This is a genomic window from Streptomyces sioyaensis (genome assembly GCF_004122735.1).
Lineage (GTDB): Bacteria > Actinomycetota > Actinomycetes > Streptomycetales > Streptomycetaceae > Streptomyces > Streptomyces sioyaensis.
The window spans coordinates 24596-41459 of the sequence record NZ_SDIF01000029.1; the positions used below are offsets into that span (position 1 = coordinate 24596).

At 72.1% G+C, this 16864-nt stretch carries 11 protein-coding genes; 3 read left to right on the top strand and 8 right to left on the bottom strand.

The window, feature by feature from the left end; genetic code table 11:
• Positions 1-77: 77 nt before the first annotated feature.
• The 7 genes from EST54_RS13190 to EST54_RS13220 form a co-directional block, all read right to left on the bottom strand.
• Complete coding sequence (locus EST54_RS13190) at positions 78-1334, bottom strand: GNAT family N-acetyltransferase (RefSeq protein WP_129247795.1); 1257 nt, start codon at positions 1332-1334, stop codon at positions 78-80.
• 82 nt (positions 1335-1416) lie between these two features.
• Positions 1417-4170, bottom strand: a complete 2754-nt coding sequence (gene mgtA / locus EST54_RS13195; protein WP_129247796.1) for a magnesium-translocating P-type ATPase — start codon at positions 4168-4170, stop codon at positions 1417-1419.
• A 649-nt stretch (positions 4171-4819) separates the two neighbouring features.
• The gene (locus EST54_RS13200; protein ID WP_129247797.1) at positions 4820-6058 is read right to left on the bottom strand and encodes an XdhC family protein; all 1239 of its coding nucleotides are present in this window, start codon (positions 6056-6058) and stop codon (positions 4820-4822) included.
• Between the two features lie 35 nt (positions 6059-6093).
• Positions 6094-7551: an NCS2 family permease gene (locus EST54_RS13205; protein ID WP_129247798.1), complete on the bottom strand. Its 1458-nt coding sequence runs from the start codon at positions 7549-7551 to the stop codon at positions 6094-6096.
• Between the two features lie 232 nt (positions 7552-7783).
• Positions 7784-10171 (bottom strand): xanthine dehydrogenase family protein molybdopterin-binding subunit, encoded by a 2388-nt coding sequence (locus tag EST54_RS13210; RefSeq protein ID WP_129247799.1) that lies wholly within the window; start codon positions 10169-10171, stop codon positions 7784-7786.
• Between the two features lie 5 nt (positions 10172-10176).
• The gene (locus EST54_RS13215) at positions 10177-10776 is read right to left on the bottom strand and encodes a (2Fe-2S)-binding protein (protein ID WP_129247800.1); all 600 of its coding nucleotides are present in this window, start codon (positions 10774-10776) and stop codon (positions 10177-10179) included.
• Positions 10767-11666, bottom strand: a complete 900-nt coding sequence (locus EST54_RS13220) for an FAD binding domain-containing protein (protein WP_129247801.1) — start codon at positions 11664-11666, stop codon at positions 10767-10769. Before EST54_RS13220 ends, EST54_RS13215 begins: the two co-directional genes overlap by 10 nt.
• A gap of 281 nt (positions 11667-11947) precedes the next feature.
• Here EST54_RS13220 and EST54_RS13225 point away from each other — a divergent pair, with 281 nt between their 5' ends.
• The 3 genes from EST54_RS13225 to EST54_RS13235 all read left to right on the top strand — a co-directional run bounded on the left by EST54_RS13225 (position 11948) and on the right by EST54_RS13235 (position 16124).
• Positions 11948-13603, top strand: coding sequence for a PucR family transcriptional regulator (locus EST54_RS13225; protein ID WP_129247826.1), 1656 nt, complete (start codon positions 11948-11950; stop codon positions 13601-13603).
• Between the two features lie 374 nt (positions 13604-13977).
• The gene (locus EST54_RS13230; RefSeq protein WP_239012663.1) at positions 13978-14832 is read left to right on the top strand and encodes a hypothetical protein; all 855 of its coding nucleotides are present in this window, start codon (positions 13978-13980) and stop codon (positions 14830-14832) included.
• Between the two features lie 416 nt (positions 14833-15248).
• A complete protein-coding gene (locus tag EST54_RS13235) occupies positions 15249-16124 on the top strand; it encodes a hypothetical protein (protein WP_239012664.1) in 876 nt (291 codons plus the stop codon).
• Positions 16125-16137: 13 nt separating this feature from the next.
• On the opposite strand, the gene EST54_RS13240 is transcribed toward EST54_RS13235, so the two are convergent.
• The gene (locus tag EST54_RS13240) at positions 16138-16833 is read right to left on the bottom strand and encodes a GntR family transcriptional regulator (RefSeq protein WP_129247803.1); all 696 of its coding nucleotides are present in this window, start codon (positions 16831-16833) and stop codon (positions 16138-16140) included.
• Between the last annotated feature and the right edge of the window lie 31 nt (positions 16834-16864).

Below are 16864 nucleotides of genomic sequence, written 5' to 3' on the forward strand. Positions count from 1 at the left end.
GAGGCTGGTGGGCCGTGTCCAGTTGAGCGGCCTCTGACATCGGGAACGGGGCGGCCAGGGCCGAGGTGGCGTTCAGCTCAGTCGTTGTCCGCCGTGAAGGGCAGCCACTCGGTCTCCAGGGCGGCGTCCAGCCGGCGGACCGCCCCCGGGGTGTGTTCGGTGACCAGACCGGCGTGCGCGGCGCGCCGGAGCGGAGTGCCGCCCAGGTAGACGGCGCTCAACTCCCGTACGTCCAGGGTGAGATCCGGGTCGTCCGTGGTCGGCGTCCAGGTGGCACCGGCGGGTGTGGCGGTCAGCCGGAAGCGGCCCGCGTTGGCGGGCAGCGCACGGTCGCTCAGGTCGAGAACGAGGTCGACCGGCGCCGCCCAGGAACGGGCGGTCAGCGCGGCGCGGACGTCCACGAGCCGGAGCCACAGACAGGGTTCCTGGCCGGTGACGCGTACCTGGTCGCGGTCGGCGGCGAGGCTGAACAGCAGGTCGTCGGCGGGTCGGGCGTGGATCCGGACGGTCGAGGTGAGGTCGATGGCGGCGAGGTAGGACCACAGGGCGGCGGCGGCCGGCGCGGACTGCGCCTCCAGCTCCTCCACCGCGACCGCGCCGGGGCGGCTGTCGTTCGCGGAGCGGGTGCGGTAGACCGCGTAGCCGCCGGGCGTCTCGCCGTCCGCGCCGAGCACCACCACGCGCACCACTCCGAAGCCGTCTCGGTCGTCGCCACTGCGGGCGCCGTCGAGGTCCAGCACCTGCCTGCGCCACCAGGTCTCGTCGCGGGTGAACCGGCCCGCGCGGTCGGCCAGGCTCGCGTCGTAGCGGGCGGCGAGCAGGGCGGGTGCCGCGGCCGGGTCGATCAGCCGCAGCGGACGGCGGTCGGCCGCGACCCGCAGCGCGAGCGGCCGGGAGGAGTCGATCTCCACGCGGTACGCCTCGGTGGCCGCGGCGAAGCCGAAGCGGCCGTAGATGGCGCTCTCGGAGGCCCACAGGCAAGCCAGCGGCTGACCGTCGGCGGCGCAGCGGCGCCACAGCTCGTCGATCATCGACGTCAGCACCCCGCGGCGCCGGTGGGTGGGTGCCACGGACACGAAGTCGAGGGCTGCGCAGGGGAGTTGACCGCCCGGGACGGAGAGGGTGAGGCGGTGGGCGCCGGCCACCCCGGTCAGCCGTCCCTCGTGCCGGGCGCCGATGCGCGTGCTCTCCCGCAGCAGTTGGCGGTGGTAGGTGCGGGTCTTGTCGGGGAGCGTCAGATGGAACGCGAGGTAGACCAGGTCCAGGGCCTGGTCGAGGTCCTCTTCGGGGATGTCCCCGAGGTGGGGGGCGGTGCGGGTGTCGTCGTGGGTCACCCGGGGACGCTAACCCGGCGCGCCGGGATCCTCATCCCGTTATTGCGCACGCCGGGCCGGCGTCCCCGGGCCCCCGGTGGTGTTACAGCCAGCTGCCGAACCGGCGGATGTACCAGGTCTTCACGCCCTGGGTGAGCAGGCAGTACGCCGCCAGCGTCGCGACCAGCCACGGGAAGTAGGCCATCGGCAGCGCCTGCATCCCGAGCACACCGGCCAGCGGCGAGAACGGCAGGCATAGGCCGATCGCCGTCACCGCCGCCGTCATCACCATCACCGGGAGGGTCGCCCGCGACTGCACGAAGGGGATCCGCCGGGTGCGCAGCATGTGGACGACCAGCGTCTGGGTCAGCAGGCCCTCGACGAACCAGCCGGACTGGAACAGCGCTTGGTGCACCTCGCTGTTGGCCCCGAAGACGTGCCACATCAGCACGAACGTGGTGATGTCGAAGACCGAGCTGGTCGGCCCGAGGACGAGCATGAAGCGCCCGATGCCCCGGGCGTCCCAGGTGCGCGGGGTGCGCAGGTAGTCGCGGTCCATCCGGTCCCACGGCGTGGCCAGCTGGGAGATGTCGTACAGGAGGTTCTGTACGAGCAACTGCATGGCCAGCATCGGCTGGAAGGGGAGGAACGCGGACGCGGCCAGCACCGAGAAGACGTTCCCGAAGTTCGAGGAGGCCGTCATCTTGAGGTACTTGATGGTGTTGCCGAAGGTCAGCCGGCCGCGCAGCACCCCCTGCTCCAGGACCATCAGGTCCTTCTCCAGCAGGATGATGTCGGCGGACTCCTTGGCGATGTCGACCGCGGTGTCCACCGAGATCCCGACGTCCGCGTCGCGCAGCGCGGCGGCGTCGTTGATGCCGTCGCCGAGGAATCCGACGGTATGCCCGTCGGCTTGCAGGGCCCGCACGATCCGGGCCTTCTGGGTGGGGTCGGCCTTGGCGAACACCGTGGTGGTGCGGGTGAGTGTGCGCAGTTGCCCGTCGTCGAGGCCGTCGAGCTCGGCGCCGGTGACCACGGTGCCGACCTCCAGGCCCACATCGGCGCAGACCCGGGCGGCGACCAGCTCGTTGTCGCCGGTGATGACCTTGACCGCGATACCGCTGTCGGCGAGTGCCCCCAGCGCCCGGGCGGCGTCCTGCTTCGGCGGGTCGAGGAACGCCAGGAAGCCGATCAGGGTCAGCCCGGTCTCGTCCGCGACACCGTAGGCGGTACGGGCCTCCTGCCCGCCGTCGGGGCCGCCGGGCAGGGTGCGGGTGGCCACGGCCAGCACCCGCATGCCCTGCCGCTGGTGGTACGCCGCGGTGTGCAGGACCTGCCGGCGCAGGGTGTCGGTCAGCTCGGCGCGGCGTCCGCCGCCGGTCAGATGGCTGCACCTGTCGAGCACTTCCTCGACCGCGCCCTTGGTGATCAGGATGTGCTCGCCGGCCGGTCCGTCCGCGTCGTTGCGGCGCAGTACCACCGACATCCGCCGCCGTGCGAAGTCGAAGGGGATCTCGTCGACCAGCGTGAAGCGGGCGTCGACGACAACCTCCTCGGCCTCGTGCATGCGGTCGATGACGGCCTGGTCCAGCAGGTTGCGCAGCCCCGTCTGGAAGTGGCTGTTGAGGTAGGCGTACTCCAGGACCTCGTCGTCCGGCTCGCCGTGGATGTCGAGGTAGCTGTCCAGGACGATCCGGTCCTCGGTGAGGGTGCCGGTCTTGTCCGTGCACAGCACGTCCATGGCGCCCAGGTTCTGAATCGCGTTCAGGCGCTTGACGACGACCTTGCGGCGGGACAGCGCCACCGCGCCGCGCGCCAGGTTGGTGGTGACGACCATCGGCAGCATCTCGGGCGTGAGGCCGACGGCGACGGCCACCGCGAAGGTGAAGGCCTCGGCCCAGTCGCCCTTGGTCACACCGTTGATCAGGAAGACGACGGGGACCATCACCAGCATGAAGCGGATCAGCAGCAGGCTGACCTTCTTCACCCCGGTGTCGAAGCCGGTCTGCGGACGCTCGCCGGTCAACGCGTCCGCCATGGAGCCGAAGTAGGTGTACGGGCCGGTGGCGACGACCACGCCGGTCGCGGTGCCGGAGGTCACCGAGGTGCCGGCCAGGACGAGGTTGTCGGCCTCGATCGGGTCGCTGGTCAGCCGCTGCCCGTCGTCGGGGAAGCGGGTGTCGGCCTTGGCCACCGGCAGCGACTCACCGGACAGCGCGGCCTGGCTGACCATCAGGTCCTTGGCAGTCAGCAGCCGCAGGTCGGCGGGGACGAGATCGCCGGCCGCCAGCTTGATGAGGTCGCCCTTGACCACGCCGTCCATCGGGATCTCGATGGTGGTGGGCAGCCGTCCGTTGCCGGCCAGCCGCTGTACGGCGGTGGTCGTGGTGACCAGGGCCTGCAACGCGGCGGCGGCGCTGTTGGAGCGGTACTCCTGCCAGAACCGCAGCCCCACGCTGATCAGCACCATCGCGCCCAGGATCGCGATCTTCGGGTCGAACGGCTCCTCGTCGGCGACCTGCAGCCACTGCACGAACATGACGGTGACCAGCACCGCCAGCACAAGGATGAAGGGGTTCCAGAAGGCCTTGGCGAGCTGGGCGTACCAGCGCGGGGCGGACCTCGGGGTGAGGACGTTGGCGCCGTCGCGCTCCAGCCGGTGCTGGGCCAGGCCGTAGGACAGCCCGGCGGGGGTGCTCTGCAGATCCTGCAGGACCTGGGCGGCGGGGCGGCCGCTCGCCTCGGCCAGCTGATCGGCGACGTGCCGGGTACGGGCCGCCGATTCGGCCGCCTGCCGCTCCCGCCGAAGACGGCGGCCCGGCGGAGCGAGCTTTTGAGGGGTGAGCAGATTGGTCATGACAAAACCTCCTTCCGCGCAGAAGGGCACACCGGCGGACCGGAATACGCGACGCCGGCGCATGGCACGGCACAAGGCATGCGCACGCAATTCGGCGTTCCGGGCCGGAAGACGGCCGGCTGTTTTCGGGCAGGCCGGCATGGCCTTCGCGCGAAGAATGCGAAAACTCGAAGAAACTCGAAAAAGGGGGACCATGGGCGGCCGGACACAGCCGGAAGCGCCCCGGTCTCAGGGTGAAGGCATACCGCAAAGCCGGCACGGAGCCCCTAGGGGCACGCCGTCAACGGCTCGGAGATAGGCAGCAGTTCAGTACGCTGCAACGCTGCGGCAAGGACTTCCTTCGGGACTCATCCCGATCACCTCCTTGCTCGCGCGGACATACCCCGGCGCCCTCACAACGGGCGCCGTCATTTCCCCATGCTGCCATATCCCCGCAGCGGGCCCCTCATTCTTTCGGCCGAATACCGTCCCGGCACGGTGTGATCTGCGCCGCTCCGAAATGAGCGGTGCGGAGCGAGTGGTGCGGAATAAGCGGTGCGGAGCGAGCGGGGCGGACGGCAGCAAAGGAGGACCGGGGCGGCGGCGACAGCGGACGCCTCGCCCTTCGCCTGCCGCCCGTTGCCCGTTGCTCGTTGCCCGTTGCGCGCCCTCAGGCCACCGACCCGATCCGCCCGACCGGCCGGGCCGTGTCGTGGTGGATGGGGGTGTGCGCGCCGGTCAGCGGTGCGCCGGTGCCGCCGCGGCGGTTGGCGACGATCTCGGCGGCGATGGACAGCGCGGTCTCCTCCGGGGTGCGCGCGCCGAGGTCGAGGCCGATGGGTGAGCGCAGCCGGTTCAACTCCAGCTCGCTCAGGCCGACTTCGCGAAGGCGCCGCTGGCGGTCCAGGTGGGTGCGGCGGGAGCCCATCGCCCCGACGTAGGCGACCGGGAGCCGCAGCGCGCGCTCCAGCAGCGGTACGTCGAACTTGGCGTCATGGGTCAGCACACACAGCACCGTGCGGGCGTCGAGGTCCTGGGAGTCCAGGTAGCGGTGCGGCCAGTCGACGACGATCTCGTCGGCGTCCGGGAAGCGGCCGCGGGTGGCGAAGACGGGACGGGCGTCGCAGACCGTGACGTGGTAGTTGAGGAGCTTTCCGACCTTGACCAGCGCGGCGGCGAAGTCGATGGCCCCGAAGACGATCATGCGGGGTGCGGGGACGGAGGATTCCACGAGCAGCTCGACGGTCCCGCCGCAGCGCGAGCCCGCCGGCTGCGCCCCGTCGTCGCCCTGCGGTGCGCCGTCGGCAGCGCCCGTGCCGATCGCGACCGTCGTGGTGCGTCCGGCGTCCAGCAGCGCGCGGGCCTCGGCCAGCGCGGTGCGGTCCAGGGCGGGGTGGCCGCCGAGGGTGCCGGTATGGCTGCCGTCGGGGCGGACGAGCAGGGCCCGGCCGAGGTACCCGTCGGGGCCCCGGACGACCCGGGCGAGGGCCGCCGCCTCCCCCGCGGCGGCGGCGGCCAGCCCGGCGGCGAGCGTGCCCGCGGTGCGGTCCGCCGGCTCCCCCGCCGCCGGGCCGCCGCCGGCCGGGCGCACGGCCGCGGCCCGTATCGGCTCGACGAGGATGTCGATGATTCCGCCGCAGGTCAGGCCCACGGCGAAGGCATCCTCGTCGCTGTACCCGAAGCGCTCCAGGACCGGCCGGCCGGTCCGGAGCGCCTCCTGGCACAGTTCGTACACCGCCCCCTCCACACATCCGCCGGAGACCGACCCGATCGCCGTGCCGGCGCTGTCGACGGCAAGGGCGGCTCCGGGCTGGCGGGGCGCGCTGCCGTGGGTGGCCACCACGGTGGCCACCGCGACGTCGCGGCCCTGCTCGACCCACCGGTGCAGCTCGTCGGCGATGTCCAGCATGTCGGTCTCCTTACGGACGGGGGAGGGCGGGGCGGTTACTTGACGCCCAGCCACTGCTCGATCGGATGGAGCGAGAAGTAGACGAGGAAGATCGCGGACAGCACCCACATGAAGCCGCCGACCTCGCGCCACTTGCCCTGCCCCGCCTTGATGACGGTGTAGGCGATGACGCCGGCGCCGACACCCGCGGTGATGCTGTAGGTGAACGGCATCAGCACCACGGTCAGGAAGACCGGGACGGACACCGAACGGTCGCGCCAGTCCACGTGCCCGGCGGCACTCATCATCATCGAGCCGATGACGACGAGGGCGGCCGAGGCCACCTGGGCCGGTACGAGCTGGGTGAGCGGGGTGAAGAACAGGCAGGCCGCGAAGAGCAGACCGGTGACGACGGACGAGAGGCCGGTCCGGGCACCCTCGCCGACGCCGCTCGCCGACTCGATGAACACGGTCTGACCGGAGGCACCGGCCACCCCGCCGATCGCCCCGCCCGCGCCGTCCACGAACAGCGCCTTGGACAGCCCCGGCATCCGGCCCTTGTCGTCGGCCAGCCCGGCTTCCGTACCGACGCCGATGATGGTGGCCATCGCGTCGAAGAAGCCGGCCAGCACCAGGGTGAAGACGATCATGCCCACGCTGAGGGCGCCGATCGAACCCCAGCCGCCGAAGTCCACATGGCCGAAGAGGCCGAAGTCGGGCATCGCCACCGCGCTGCCGCTCAGCTCCGGAGGCGTACCGCCCCAGTCCTTGGCCGTCAGTCCGCCGATCCTGGTGGCCGCGATGGCCAGGACGCTGCCGGCCACGATGCCGATGAGGATGGCACCGGGCACCTTGCGTGCCTGCATGATGAAGATCAACAACAGCGTGACACAGAAGAACAGGACCGGCCAGCCGGAGAGCTGCCCGGTCAGACCGAGGGTGACCGGGCCGCCCTCGCCCTTGCCCACGAAACCGGCCTTCACCAGGCCGAGCAGCGCGACGAACGTCCCGATGCCCATGGTGATCGCGTGCTTGAGCGCCAGCGGGATGGCGTTCATGATCATCTCACGGAGGCCGGTGACCACCAGCAGACAGATGACGACGCCGTAGATCACGCACATGCCCATCGCCTGCGGCCAGGTCATGTGCGGGACCACCTGGGCGGTCAGCGCGGCGGAGACGTTGAGGCCGGCCGCCAGGGCCAGCGGCACCTTGCCGATGAAGCCCATCAGGAGGGTGGAGACGGCCGCGGCGAACGCGGTCGCGGTGACCACGCCGGCGTGCGCGAGGGTGTTCTTCTCGACGTCCGGGGTCGACAGGATCAGCGGGTTGAGCAGGAGGATGTAGCACATCGCCATGAAGGTGGTGATGCCGCCGCGCAGCTCGCGCGCGAGGGTCGATCCTCTGTCGGATATGTGGAAATACCGGTCGAGCCAGTCCCGGCCGGCGGGCTGGCGCGAGCCGGAGCCCGCGTCTTCCGCCGTGGTCCGCGGCTCGGTGGACTGCTGGGTCATGGTGCCTTGCTCCCAAGGTTCAAAGGGGCCCTCGCATCGGATGCGAGATTTGGGATGGATCAACGGCTGCACGACCCGGGGGACGGCCCGAGACGAACGGGTACTGACTCCGTGCGGGGCGGAGCAGTGACTGCGTGGTGCGGGCCTGCGGAAGGTACGCGCAGGAGGACCGGCAGGACCTCCTGCGCGCACCGCCCGGAAGCCGGGCCCGGGGTCCGGCCCCGGACGGTCTCTAGGTGCCGGTGAGGTGCTCGGGGCGCACCGGCGTCTTGTTGAGCTCCAGCCCGGTCGCGTTCCGGATCGCCGCGAGGACGGCCGGGGTGGACGACAGGGTGGGGGCCTCGCCGATGCCGCGCAGCCCGTAAGGGGCGTGCTCGTCGGCGAGTTCGAGCACATCGACCGGGATGGTCGGCGTGTCGAGGATGGTGGGGATGAGGTAGTCCGTGAAGGACGGGTTGCGCACCTTCGCGGTCTTGGGGTCGACGATGATCTCCTCCATGACGGCCACGCCCAGGCCCTGGGTGGTGCCGCCCTGGATCTGGCCGACGACGGACAGCGGGTTGAGCGCCTTGCCGACGTCCTGCGCACAGGCGAGTTCGATGACCTTGACCAGGCCGAGCTCGGTGTCCACCTCCACCACCGCGCGGTGGGCGGCGAAGGAGTACTGGACGTGGCCGTTGCCCTGGCCGGTGCGCAGGTCGAACGCCTCGGTCGGGCGGTGCCGCCACTCCAGCTCCAGGTCGATCGCCTCGTCCTCCAGGACGTCCGCGATATCGGCCAGGACCTCTCCGCCGTCGGTGGTGACCTTGCCGCCCTCCAGCAGCAGTTCGGCGGTGGCCCACGCGGGGTGGTACGTGCCGAACTTGGCGCGGCCGGTGGCCAGGACCTTCTCGCGCACCGCCTCGCAGGTGTGCTTCACCGCGCCGCCGGTCACATACGTCTGCCGGGAGGCGGAGGTGGAGCCGGCCGAGCCGACCTGGGTGTCGGCGGGCTGGATGCTGACCTGCTGGACGCCCAGTTCCGTACGGGCGATCTGGGCGTGCACGGTGATGCCGCCCTGGCCGACCTCCGCCATCGCGGTGTGGACCGTGGCGACCGGTTCGCCGCCGATGACCTCCATCCGCACCCGGGCGGTGGAGTAGTCGTCGAAGCCCTCGGAGAAGCCGACGTTCTTGATGCCGACGGCATAGCCGACCCCGCGGACCACGCCCTCGCCATGGGTGGTGTTGGACAGCCCGCCGGGCAGCGCGCGCACATCGGCGCCCTCGCCGGCGGACAGCCACTGCTGCTCGGGCGGCAGCGGCATCGCCTTGACCCGGCGCAGCAGTTCGGCGACCGGCGCGGGCGAGTCGACCTGCTGTCCGGTCGGCAGCAGCGTGCCCTGTTCCATGGCGTTGCGCTGCCGGAACTCGACCGGGTCCAGCCCCAGCTTCGCGGCGAGCTTGTCCATCTGCGCCTCGTAGGCGAAGCACGCCTGGACCGCGCCGAAGCCGCGCATCGCCCCGCAGGGCGGGTTGTTGGAGTACAGCGCGATGGCCTCGATGTCGACGTCGTCGACGACGTACGGGCCGACCGAGAGGGACGAGGCGTTGCCGACGACGGCCGGGGACGCGGAGGCGTAGGCGCCGCCGTCCAGCACGATCCGGCACTTCATGTGGGTGAGCTTGCCGTCCTTGGTGGCGCCGTGCTCGTACCAGAGCCTGGCCGGGTGCCGGTGGACGTGGCCGAAGAAGGACTCGAACCGGTTGTAGACGATCTTGACGGGCTTGCCGGTGCGCAGCGCCAGCAGGCAGGCGTGGATCTGCATCGACAGGTCCTCGCGGCCGCCGAAGGCGCCCCCGACGCCGGAGAGCGTCATCCGCACCTTCTCCTCGGGCAGGCCGAGGACCGGGGCGATCTGGCGGAGGTCGGAGTGCAGCCACTGGGTGGCGACGTACAGATCGACGCCGCCGTCCTCACCGGGCACCGCGAGGCCGGACTCCGGGCCGAGGAAGGCCTGGTCCTGCATGCCGAAGACGTACTCGCCGGAGACGATGACATCGGCCTTCTTGGCGGCCTCGTCCGCGTTGCCGCGGATGATCGGCTGGCGGTGCACGATGTTGGGGTGCGGCACATGGCCCGCGTGGTGGTCGGTGCGGTTCTCGTGGACCAGCGGTGCGCCCTCGGCGGTGGCGGAGGCCTCGTCGGTGACGACCGGCAGTTCGCAGTACTCGATCTTGATCTTGGCGGCGGCGCGGCGCGCGGTCTCCGGGTGGTCGGCGGCGACCAGCGCCACCGGCTCGCCGTGGTGGCGCACCTTGCCGTGCGCGAGCACCGGCGTGTCCTGGATCTCCAGGCCGTAGTTCTTCACGTCGGTGGGCAGGTCGTCGTAGGTCAGCACGGCGTACACACCGGGGGTCGCCAGCGCCTCGGCGGTGTCGATCGAGCGGATCTCGGCGTGTGCGGTGGTGCTGCGCAGCGTGAAGCCCCACAGCATGTCCTCGTGCCACATGTCCGAGGAGTAGGCGAATTCGCCGGTCACCTTGAGGGTGCCGTCCGGCCGCAGGGTGGATTCGCCGATCCCGGCCCTGGTCTTGCCGCCCTGGACGAGGCTGGTGGGGGTGCGGGTGACACCGGCCATGGCGATCAGGCCCCCTGTCCGGCGGTGTGGGAGTCGCCGCGGGCGGCCGCCAGCCGCACCGCGTCGAGGATCTTCTCGTAGCCCGTGCAGCGGCACAGGTTGCCCGACAGCGCCTCGCGGATATCGGCGTCCGACGGGGAGCCGTTGCGCTCCAGCAGTTCATCGGCGGCGACCAGCAGACCCGGGGTGCAAAAACCGCACTGGACCGCACCGGCGTCGATGAATGCCTGCTGGATCGGGGAGAGTTCGGCCTGCTCGCCGGCCTGCGAGCCGGCGGGCCGGGCCTGCCACTGCTGGGCCTCGGCCACGCTGGTGCCACAGACACCGGAGGCGCAGCCGCCCCCTTCCGCACGCTGCTTGGCGAAGTCCGCCAGGCCCTCGACGGTCACCACCTCGCGGCCCTCGACCTGGCCGGCCGCGACCAGGCAGGAACACACCGGCACGCCGTCCAGACGGACCGTGCAGGACCCGCATTCGCCCTGCTCACAGGCGTTCTTGGAGCCCGGAAGCCCCATCCGCTCGCGGAGGACGTACAGCAGGCTCTCGCCTTCCCATACGTCGTCGGCCTCCTGCCGGCGGCCGTTGACGGTGAATGTCACGCGCACTGTGCGCCTCCCTTTGAGCCGTGGGCGTTGCCGCGGTAGGACTCCCAGGTCCAGCCGAGGGTGCGGCGCGCCATGATGCCGACCGCGTGCCGGCGGTACGCGGCGCTGCCGCGCACGTCGTCGATCGGGTTGCAGGCGCCGGCGGCGAGCTGCGCGAACTGCTTGGCGACGGACGGCGGAATAGGGCTGCCCGAGTCCCAGAAGCCGCCCTCCTCCAGCGCCGCGGTGAGGAAGGCCTCGGCCTCCTTGGCGCGGACGGGGGTGGGCGCGGCGGAGCCGATGCCGGTGCGCACCGTCCGGGTCTCGGGGTGCAGCGCGATACCGAAGGCGCAGACCGCGATGACCATGGCGTTGCGGGTGCCGACCTTGGAGAACTGCTGCGGGCCGTCGGCCTTGGGCAGATGCACCGAGCGGATCAGCTCGTCGGGCGCCATCGCGTTGCGCTTGACGCCGGTGTAGAAGTCGTCGATCGGGATCATCCGGCGGCCGCGTACGGACTCCACCTCGACCTCGCAGCCGGCGGCCAGCAGCGCGGGGTGGGCGTCACCGGCCGGCGAGGCGGTGCCGAGGTTGCCGCCGACGCCGCCGCGGTTGCGGATCTGCGGGGAGGCCACCGTGTGCGAGGCCAGGGCGAGGCCGGGGAGCTCGGCCCGCAGGTTTTCCATGATCTGGGTGTAGGGCACGGAGGCGCCCAGGCGGACGGTCCTCTCGCCGACCTCCCACTCGTTCAGCTCACCGATGCGGTTCAGGTCGAGCAGGTACTCCGGGCGGCGGTGGTCGAAGTTGATCTCGACCATCACGTCCGTGCCGCCCGCGATGGGCACAGCGGTGGGGTGCTCGGCCTTGGCGGCGAGCGCCTCCTCCCAGCTGGCGGGGCGAAGGAAGTCCATGGGGTGGCCTCTTCTACGAATTCTACGAATGTGCTGCGAAATCGGTCGCTCGGTGCTCATGGTGCGGACGCGGTGCTCTCGCCGCCATGGAGCGATTCATGTCTCGTTCATGTGATGAGGCTCAGTGAACGCTCCCGGACCCGTCCGGTGCAGTCACCGAAACCATGAAGCGGTTGGCTGGCCAGGCCACCTGTCTTGTAGATTCGAACGAAAGTCGAGGCTTGGAAACCTCGCGGCATTCCACCGGCAACACCAGACAGCAAAGAACGGCGGGCGAGGTCATGCGGCTCCGCGTACTCCTGGATACCCACTCCCTGGGCCTCAGGCTCCTGGGAGGCGAGGAAGAACTGGATCGCACTGTACGCGGCGTGATGACCACCGACCTGCGCGATCCCAGCCGCTATCTCTCCGGCGGCGAACTGGTGCTGACCGGCCTGGCCTGGCACCGCGAGCCGGAGGACTCCGAGCCGTTCGTCCGCATCCTGGCCGCCGCGGGGGTCGCCGGACTCGCGGCGGGCGAGGCGGAGCTGGGCTCGGTCCCGGAGGATCTGATCGCGGCCTGCGCACGGCACCGGATGCCGCTGTTCTCGGTCGTCGAGGACGTCTCGTTCGCCTCCATCACCGAGCATGTCGTCCGCCAGGTCTCCAGCGAGCGGGCCGGCGATCTGGCGGCCGTGGTGGACCGCCACCGGCGGCTGATGACCTCCGCGGGCGGCGGCCCGGACGTGGTCCTGGACCTGCTCGGCTCCGACCTGGACCTGCGGGCCTGGGTGCTCTCCCCCACCGGGCGGCAGATCGCCGGCTCGACCCTGGCGGACGCCGGGCCGGAGCTGTCCGGTGAACTGGCCGCCCGGCTCGCGGGCGAGCACCTGGCGGCCGCCCGCACCGGCCGGCGCGGGCCGCACCGCGTCACCTTCGGTGGGGCCACCTTCTCGCTGTTCCCGATCCGCCAGGAGGGCCGTGACCTGCGCCAGACGGTGCTGAGCGACTGGCTGTTGGCCGTCGAGGCGGACGCCGGCGAGTGGTCGGAGGAGCGCCTGGACCTGCTGCACGGCGTCACCCAGCTGATCGCGGTGGAACGCGACCGGCGCGATGCGGCACGTACGGTCCGCCGCCGGCTCGCCCAGGAGGTGCTGGAGCTCGTCCAGGCCGGCGCCCCGCCCGCCGAGATCGCGGCCCGGCTGCGGGTGGCCGCCCCCGTGCTGCTGCCCGGCCTGGGCACCGCACCGCACTGGCAGCTCGTGGTGGCCCGGGTCGAGTGGGAGGACGGCGACGTCCCCGGCGGCCCCGTGGCGCAGAGCCTGCTGGAGGAGATGCTGGTCGACCCCGGCGTCGCCGGGCCCGAGCACTCCGACCGCATCGCCGTGGCGCACACCGGCGACGAGGCGGTGGCGCTGGTGCCGCTGCCCGTACCGGACGAGTCCCAGGACTCCTCGGCGACGGGTCTGCACGCCGCGGAGCTGCTCCGGGTCGTCCAGGAGCCGCTCGCCCGCGGTCTGGACGACGACGGGCGGCTGACGGTCGGGGTGAGCGCCGCGGTGCACTCCGCGGAGGGCCTGCGCGGCGCCCTGGAGGAGGCCCGGCACGCCCGCCGGGTCGCCGCCGCCCGCAACGGCCGGGTCTGCGCCGCCGGGCACGAGGAGTTGGCCTCGCACGTCCTGCTGCTGCCGTTCGTGCCGGACGACGTCCGCCGGGCCTTCACCGCCCGGCTGCTGGACCCGCTCCGCGAGTACGACCGCAAGCACCGCGCCGAGCTGATCCCCACGCTGGAGGCGTTCTTGGACTGCGACGGCTCCTGGACCCGCTGCGCGACCCGTCTCCACCTGCATGTGAACACGCTCCGCTACCGGGTGGGCCGGATCGAGCAGCTCACCGGCCGCGACCTGTCCCGCCTGGAGGACAAGCTCGACTTCTTCCTCGCACTGCGGATGAGCTGACGCGCACGCCGGATGGGCCGACCGCGCCGACGTCCCGCTGAGGGCGTCGCGGCGGCGTCCCGCCGGTCCGCGGCCGGCCGGTGCCATCCGAGCGGCGCGATCCGGCGGTGTAATCCGGCGGACCCGGCATCCGCCGTTAGGGGTAACTCGATCGGGCGGCATCGCGGCGGTTGTGCCGGCCGCGGCCGCCCGCGCTTGCGCCGCAACGCGCCCGATCAGGGCCGCGCACCCCTTCCGTAGCGCGCACCTGGTGATTGTGAATTCATTCACCCGCCCCCTTGGCCCGGCGGCGGAGTTCGTGCTGAGATGCGCCCACGGCTTGCGATTTCCAGCTCAATGGCGCGCTTGGGGAGGGCAACGTGGCGGATACCGCCATGCCAGAATCAGCGGATCCCGCGGATCCGGACCGTTCCGCGGATCCGGTGCCGGTCACCGTACCGAGACCCGCATCCGCACCGGAAGTGCCAACCGTCGCCACGGTCGAGGGGGACGATCCCCTCGACCGTGCCGTGTGGCGACTGCGCTCCCGCGGCTGCTGGGACGACGCGGCCGCGCTGCTGGAGCCGCACGCCGTCCGTCACGCCCCGTCCGCGCTGCGCCGCGCGGCCCTCCTGGTCGAGCGCTGTGTGTTCACGACCACCGGCTGGGCCGAGGCCGAGGACGCGCTGCGCGGCGCCGAGGCCCTGGCGGGCGACGACGACGAGCGCGGCGGCGCGGCCTGCGAGCGCGGCCACCTCGCCTACGCCGCCACCGTCCTGGGCGTCCGGGACCGGGCCGACGAGGCGCGCTCGGCACTCGGCCGGGCCGCCGCGCTGCTGGCACCCACCGCGGCCGGCCGCCCGCTGCTGGACTTCCGCCGCGGGCTGATGGCCGAGCACGTCGCCGACAGCCCGGATGCGGCGCGCGCCGCCTACCGCCGCGCGCACGCCGGCGCCACCGCGCACGGCGACCACCTGCTGCTGTCCTTCACCTGGCGCCACCTGGCCGGACTCGCGCTGCGGGACGGGGAGTTGGCGGAGGCCCGGCACGGTTTCGCCGAGTCGCTGCGGATCCGGGAGGAGCTGGGCTTCCTCATCGGTACGGCACCGGCCCTCGCGGCGCTGGCCGATGCCGCCCCGGAGGGCGACGCGGCCCGGCTGCGCGCCGAGGCGGCCCGGCTGTTCCGCCTCATGGGCGGGGTGCCGACCTGGCTCGCCGATCATCTCTCCACGCCCGTCACGGCGACCTAGCCATATGGATCACGCTGCCCCCGGCCGCGGTCGCCGGGGACCCGGTGCCGGCCCACCACTCGCGCTCGGCGGGTGGTGGGCCGGCACCGTTCTCCAACGCCGGAGGGCGCTCCTCCGCTCGCCGTCAACCCCCCTTCCTCAGCCATGCCCGCAACCGGCCCGATTGGCTGGATCTCGACGGTCCCCGGGGCGGATCGGCCGGGGTGTGACGGTTGCCGGGCCGGCCGACGGTCGACGCGCCGGGTGAACCGGGAGGTGGGACCATGGGGCGAAGGCCCGGGGCCGGGGTGTCTCCGCACGCCCCACAGGCCCCGAGAATGGCCGCAAGTCGCACTGTGAGGCGGCGGCGGGGGACAGGATGCTGGTCCGGGACCAGCTGAGCCCCCACCCATTGGCTCAGCCTTTCGGGAGGCCACATGACAGCAGGAGTGACCAACACGACCGCGGGAACCGACTGGGGCAAGGCGGATTTCGAGGCGATTTACAACTGCCCGGATCCCCGCCGGTACTTCACCACCCTGCAGCCCCTGGACTACCAGATTCCGCACCACGGCCAAGCGGTGTTCCGCACCGTGACCGAGACACTGCGGCGCCACCGCAGTGACCGCCCACCACTCAACGTCGTCGACCTCTGCTGCTCATACGGGGTCAACGCCGCACTGCTCAACCACCAGCTGTCCCTCTCCGACCTCTACGACCGCTACACCGCGCTCCGCCCGGACGTGCCGACAACCCGTCAACTCATCGACGAGGACCGCACGTTCTTCGCCAGCCGGCGGCGTGCCGAGTCCGTACGCATCACCGGCATCGACGCGGCGGACCGCGCGGTCGGCTACGCCCGCGACGTCGGTCTCCTCGACCACGGATTCGCGGAGAATCTGGAGCTCGACGAGCCGAGCCCACAGTTGCGGCGCGTGCTGGCCGACACCGATCTGATCACCGTCACCGGTGGCGTCGGCTACATCACCGCGACCACGTTCACCCGTCTCTTCGACTGCGTCTCGTCACCGCCCTGGGTCGCCGCGTTCGTGCTGCGCACGGTGTCCTACCGCCCGGTCTCCGCCCTGCTGGCCCGGGCCGGACTGGTCACGGAGAAGCTCACCACCCGTACGTTCCGCCAGCGGCGGTTCGCCGACGGGGATGAGCGGCGGGGGGCGTTCGAGGCGCTCGCCGGACACGGCCTGTCCACCACGGGCAAGGAATCCGACGGCTTCTACCACGCCGATCTCTATCTCTCCCGGCCCGCCGCCGACGTCGCGGCGCTGCCTCTGGAAGAGCTGCTGCCCGGCTGAACCACCGGACGGTTCAGTGCGGGTGCCGGGCCGCCGAGACATGCGCGCGGGCGATCCGCTCGGCGACCGCGAACTCCTGGGCGCTCAGGGCGTCGAGCAGCTCGTGGTGTTCGGCGGCATCGGCCAGCAGCTCGGCCGCGCGCCCGGAGCCGGCGGCCGGCGGCCACTGGGACCGGCGCAGCAGATCGCCGGTGACCTCGGTGAGCCGGCGGTTGCCGGTGAGCGACATCAGCGCGTCATGGAAGGCGTGGTCGGCCTCGGCATAGCCGACCCGGTCGCCACCGGCGGCGGCCGCCACGCCCGCCGCGGCCAGCGGGCGCAGCTCCTCCCAGCGCTGCGGGGGCAGCGCCCGGGCCAGCCGGATGATCGCGGGCACCTCCAGCATCGCCCGGACCTCGGCCAGCTCGGCGAGGTCGCGGGCGCTGCGCTCGGCGACCCGGAAGCCGCGGTTGGGCACCACCTCGACGGCGCCCTCACCCGCGAGCTGCTGCATGGCCTCGCGGACCGGGGTCGCGGAGACGCCGTAGCGCTCGCCGAGCGCGGGCGCGGAGTAGACCTCGCCCGGGGTCAGCTCGCCGTCGACCAGCGCACGGCGCAGTGCGGCCAGCACCTGGCCGCGGACGGAGTGCCGCCGGGGCACGCCGGGACCGGGCTGCGCTGGCACCCACCCACGCACACACGGCTGCGGTTCCGCTGTGCCCTGCTCCATGACGATTCCTCCTGACGTTCCCAGCACCATA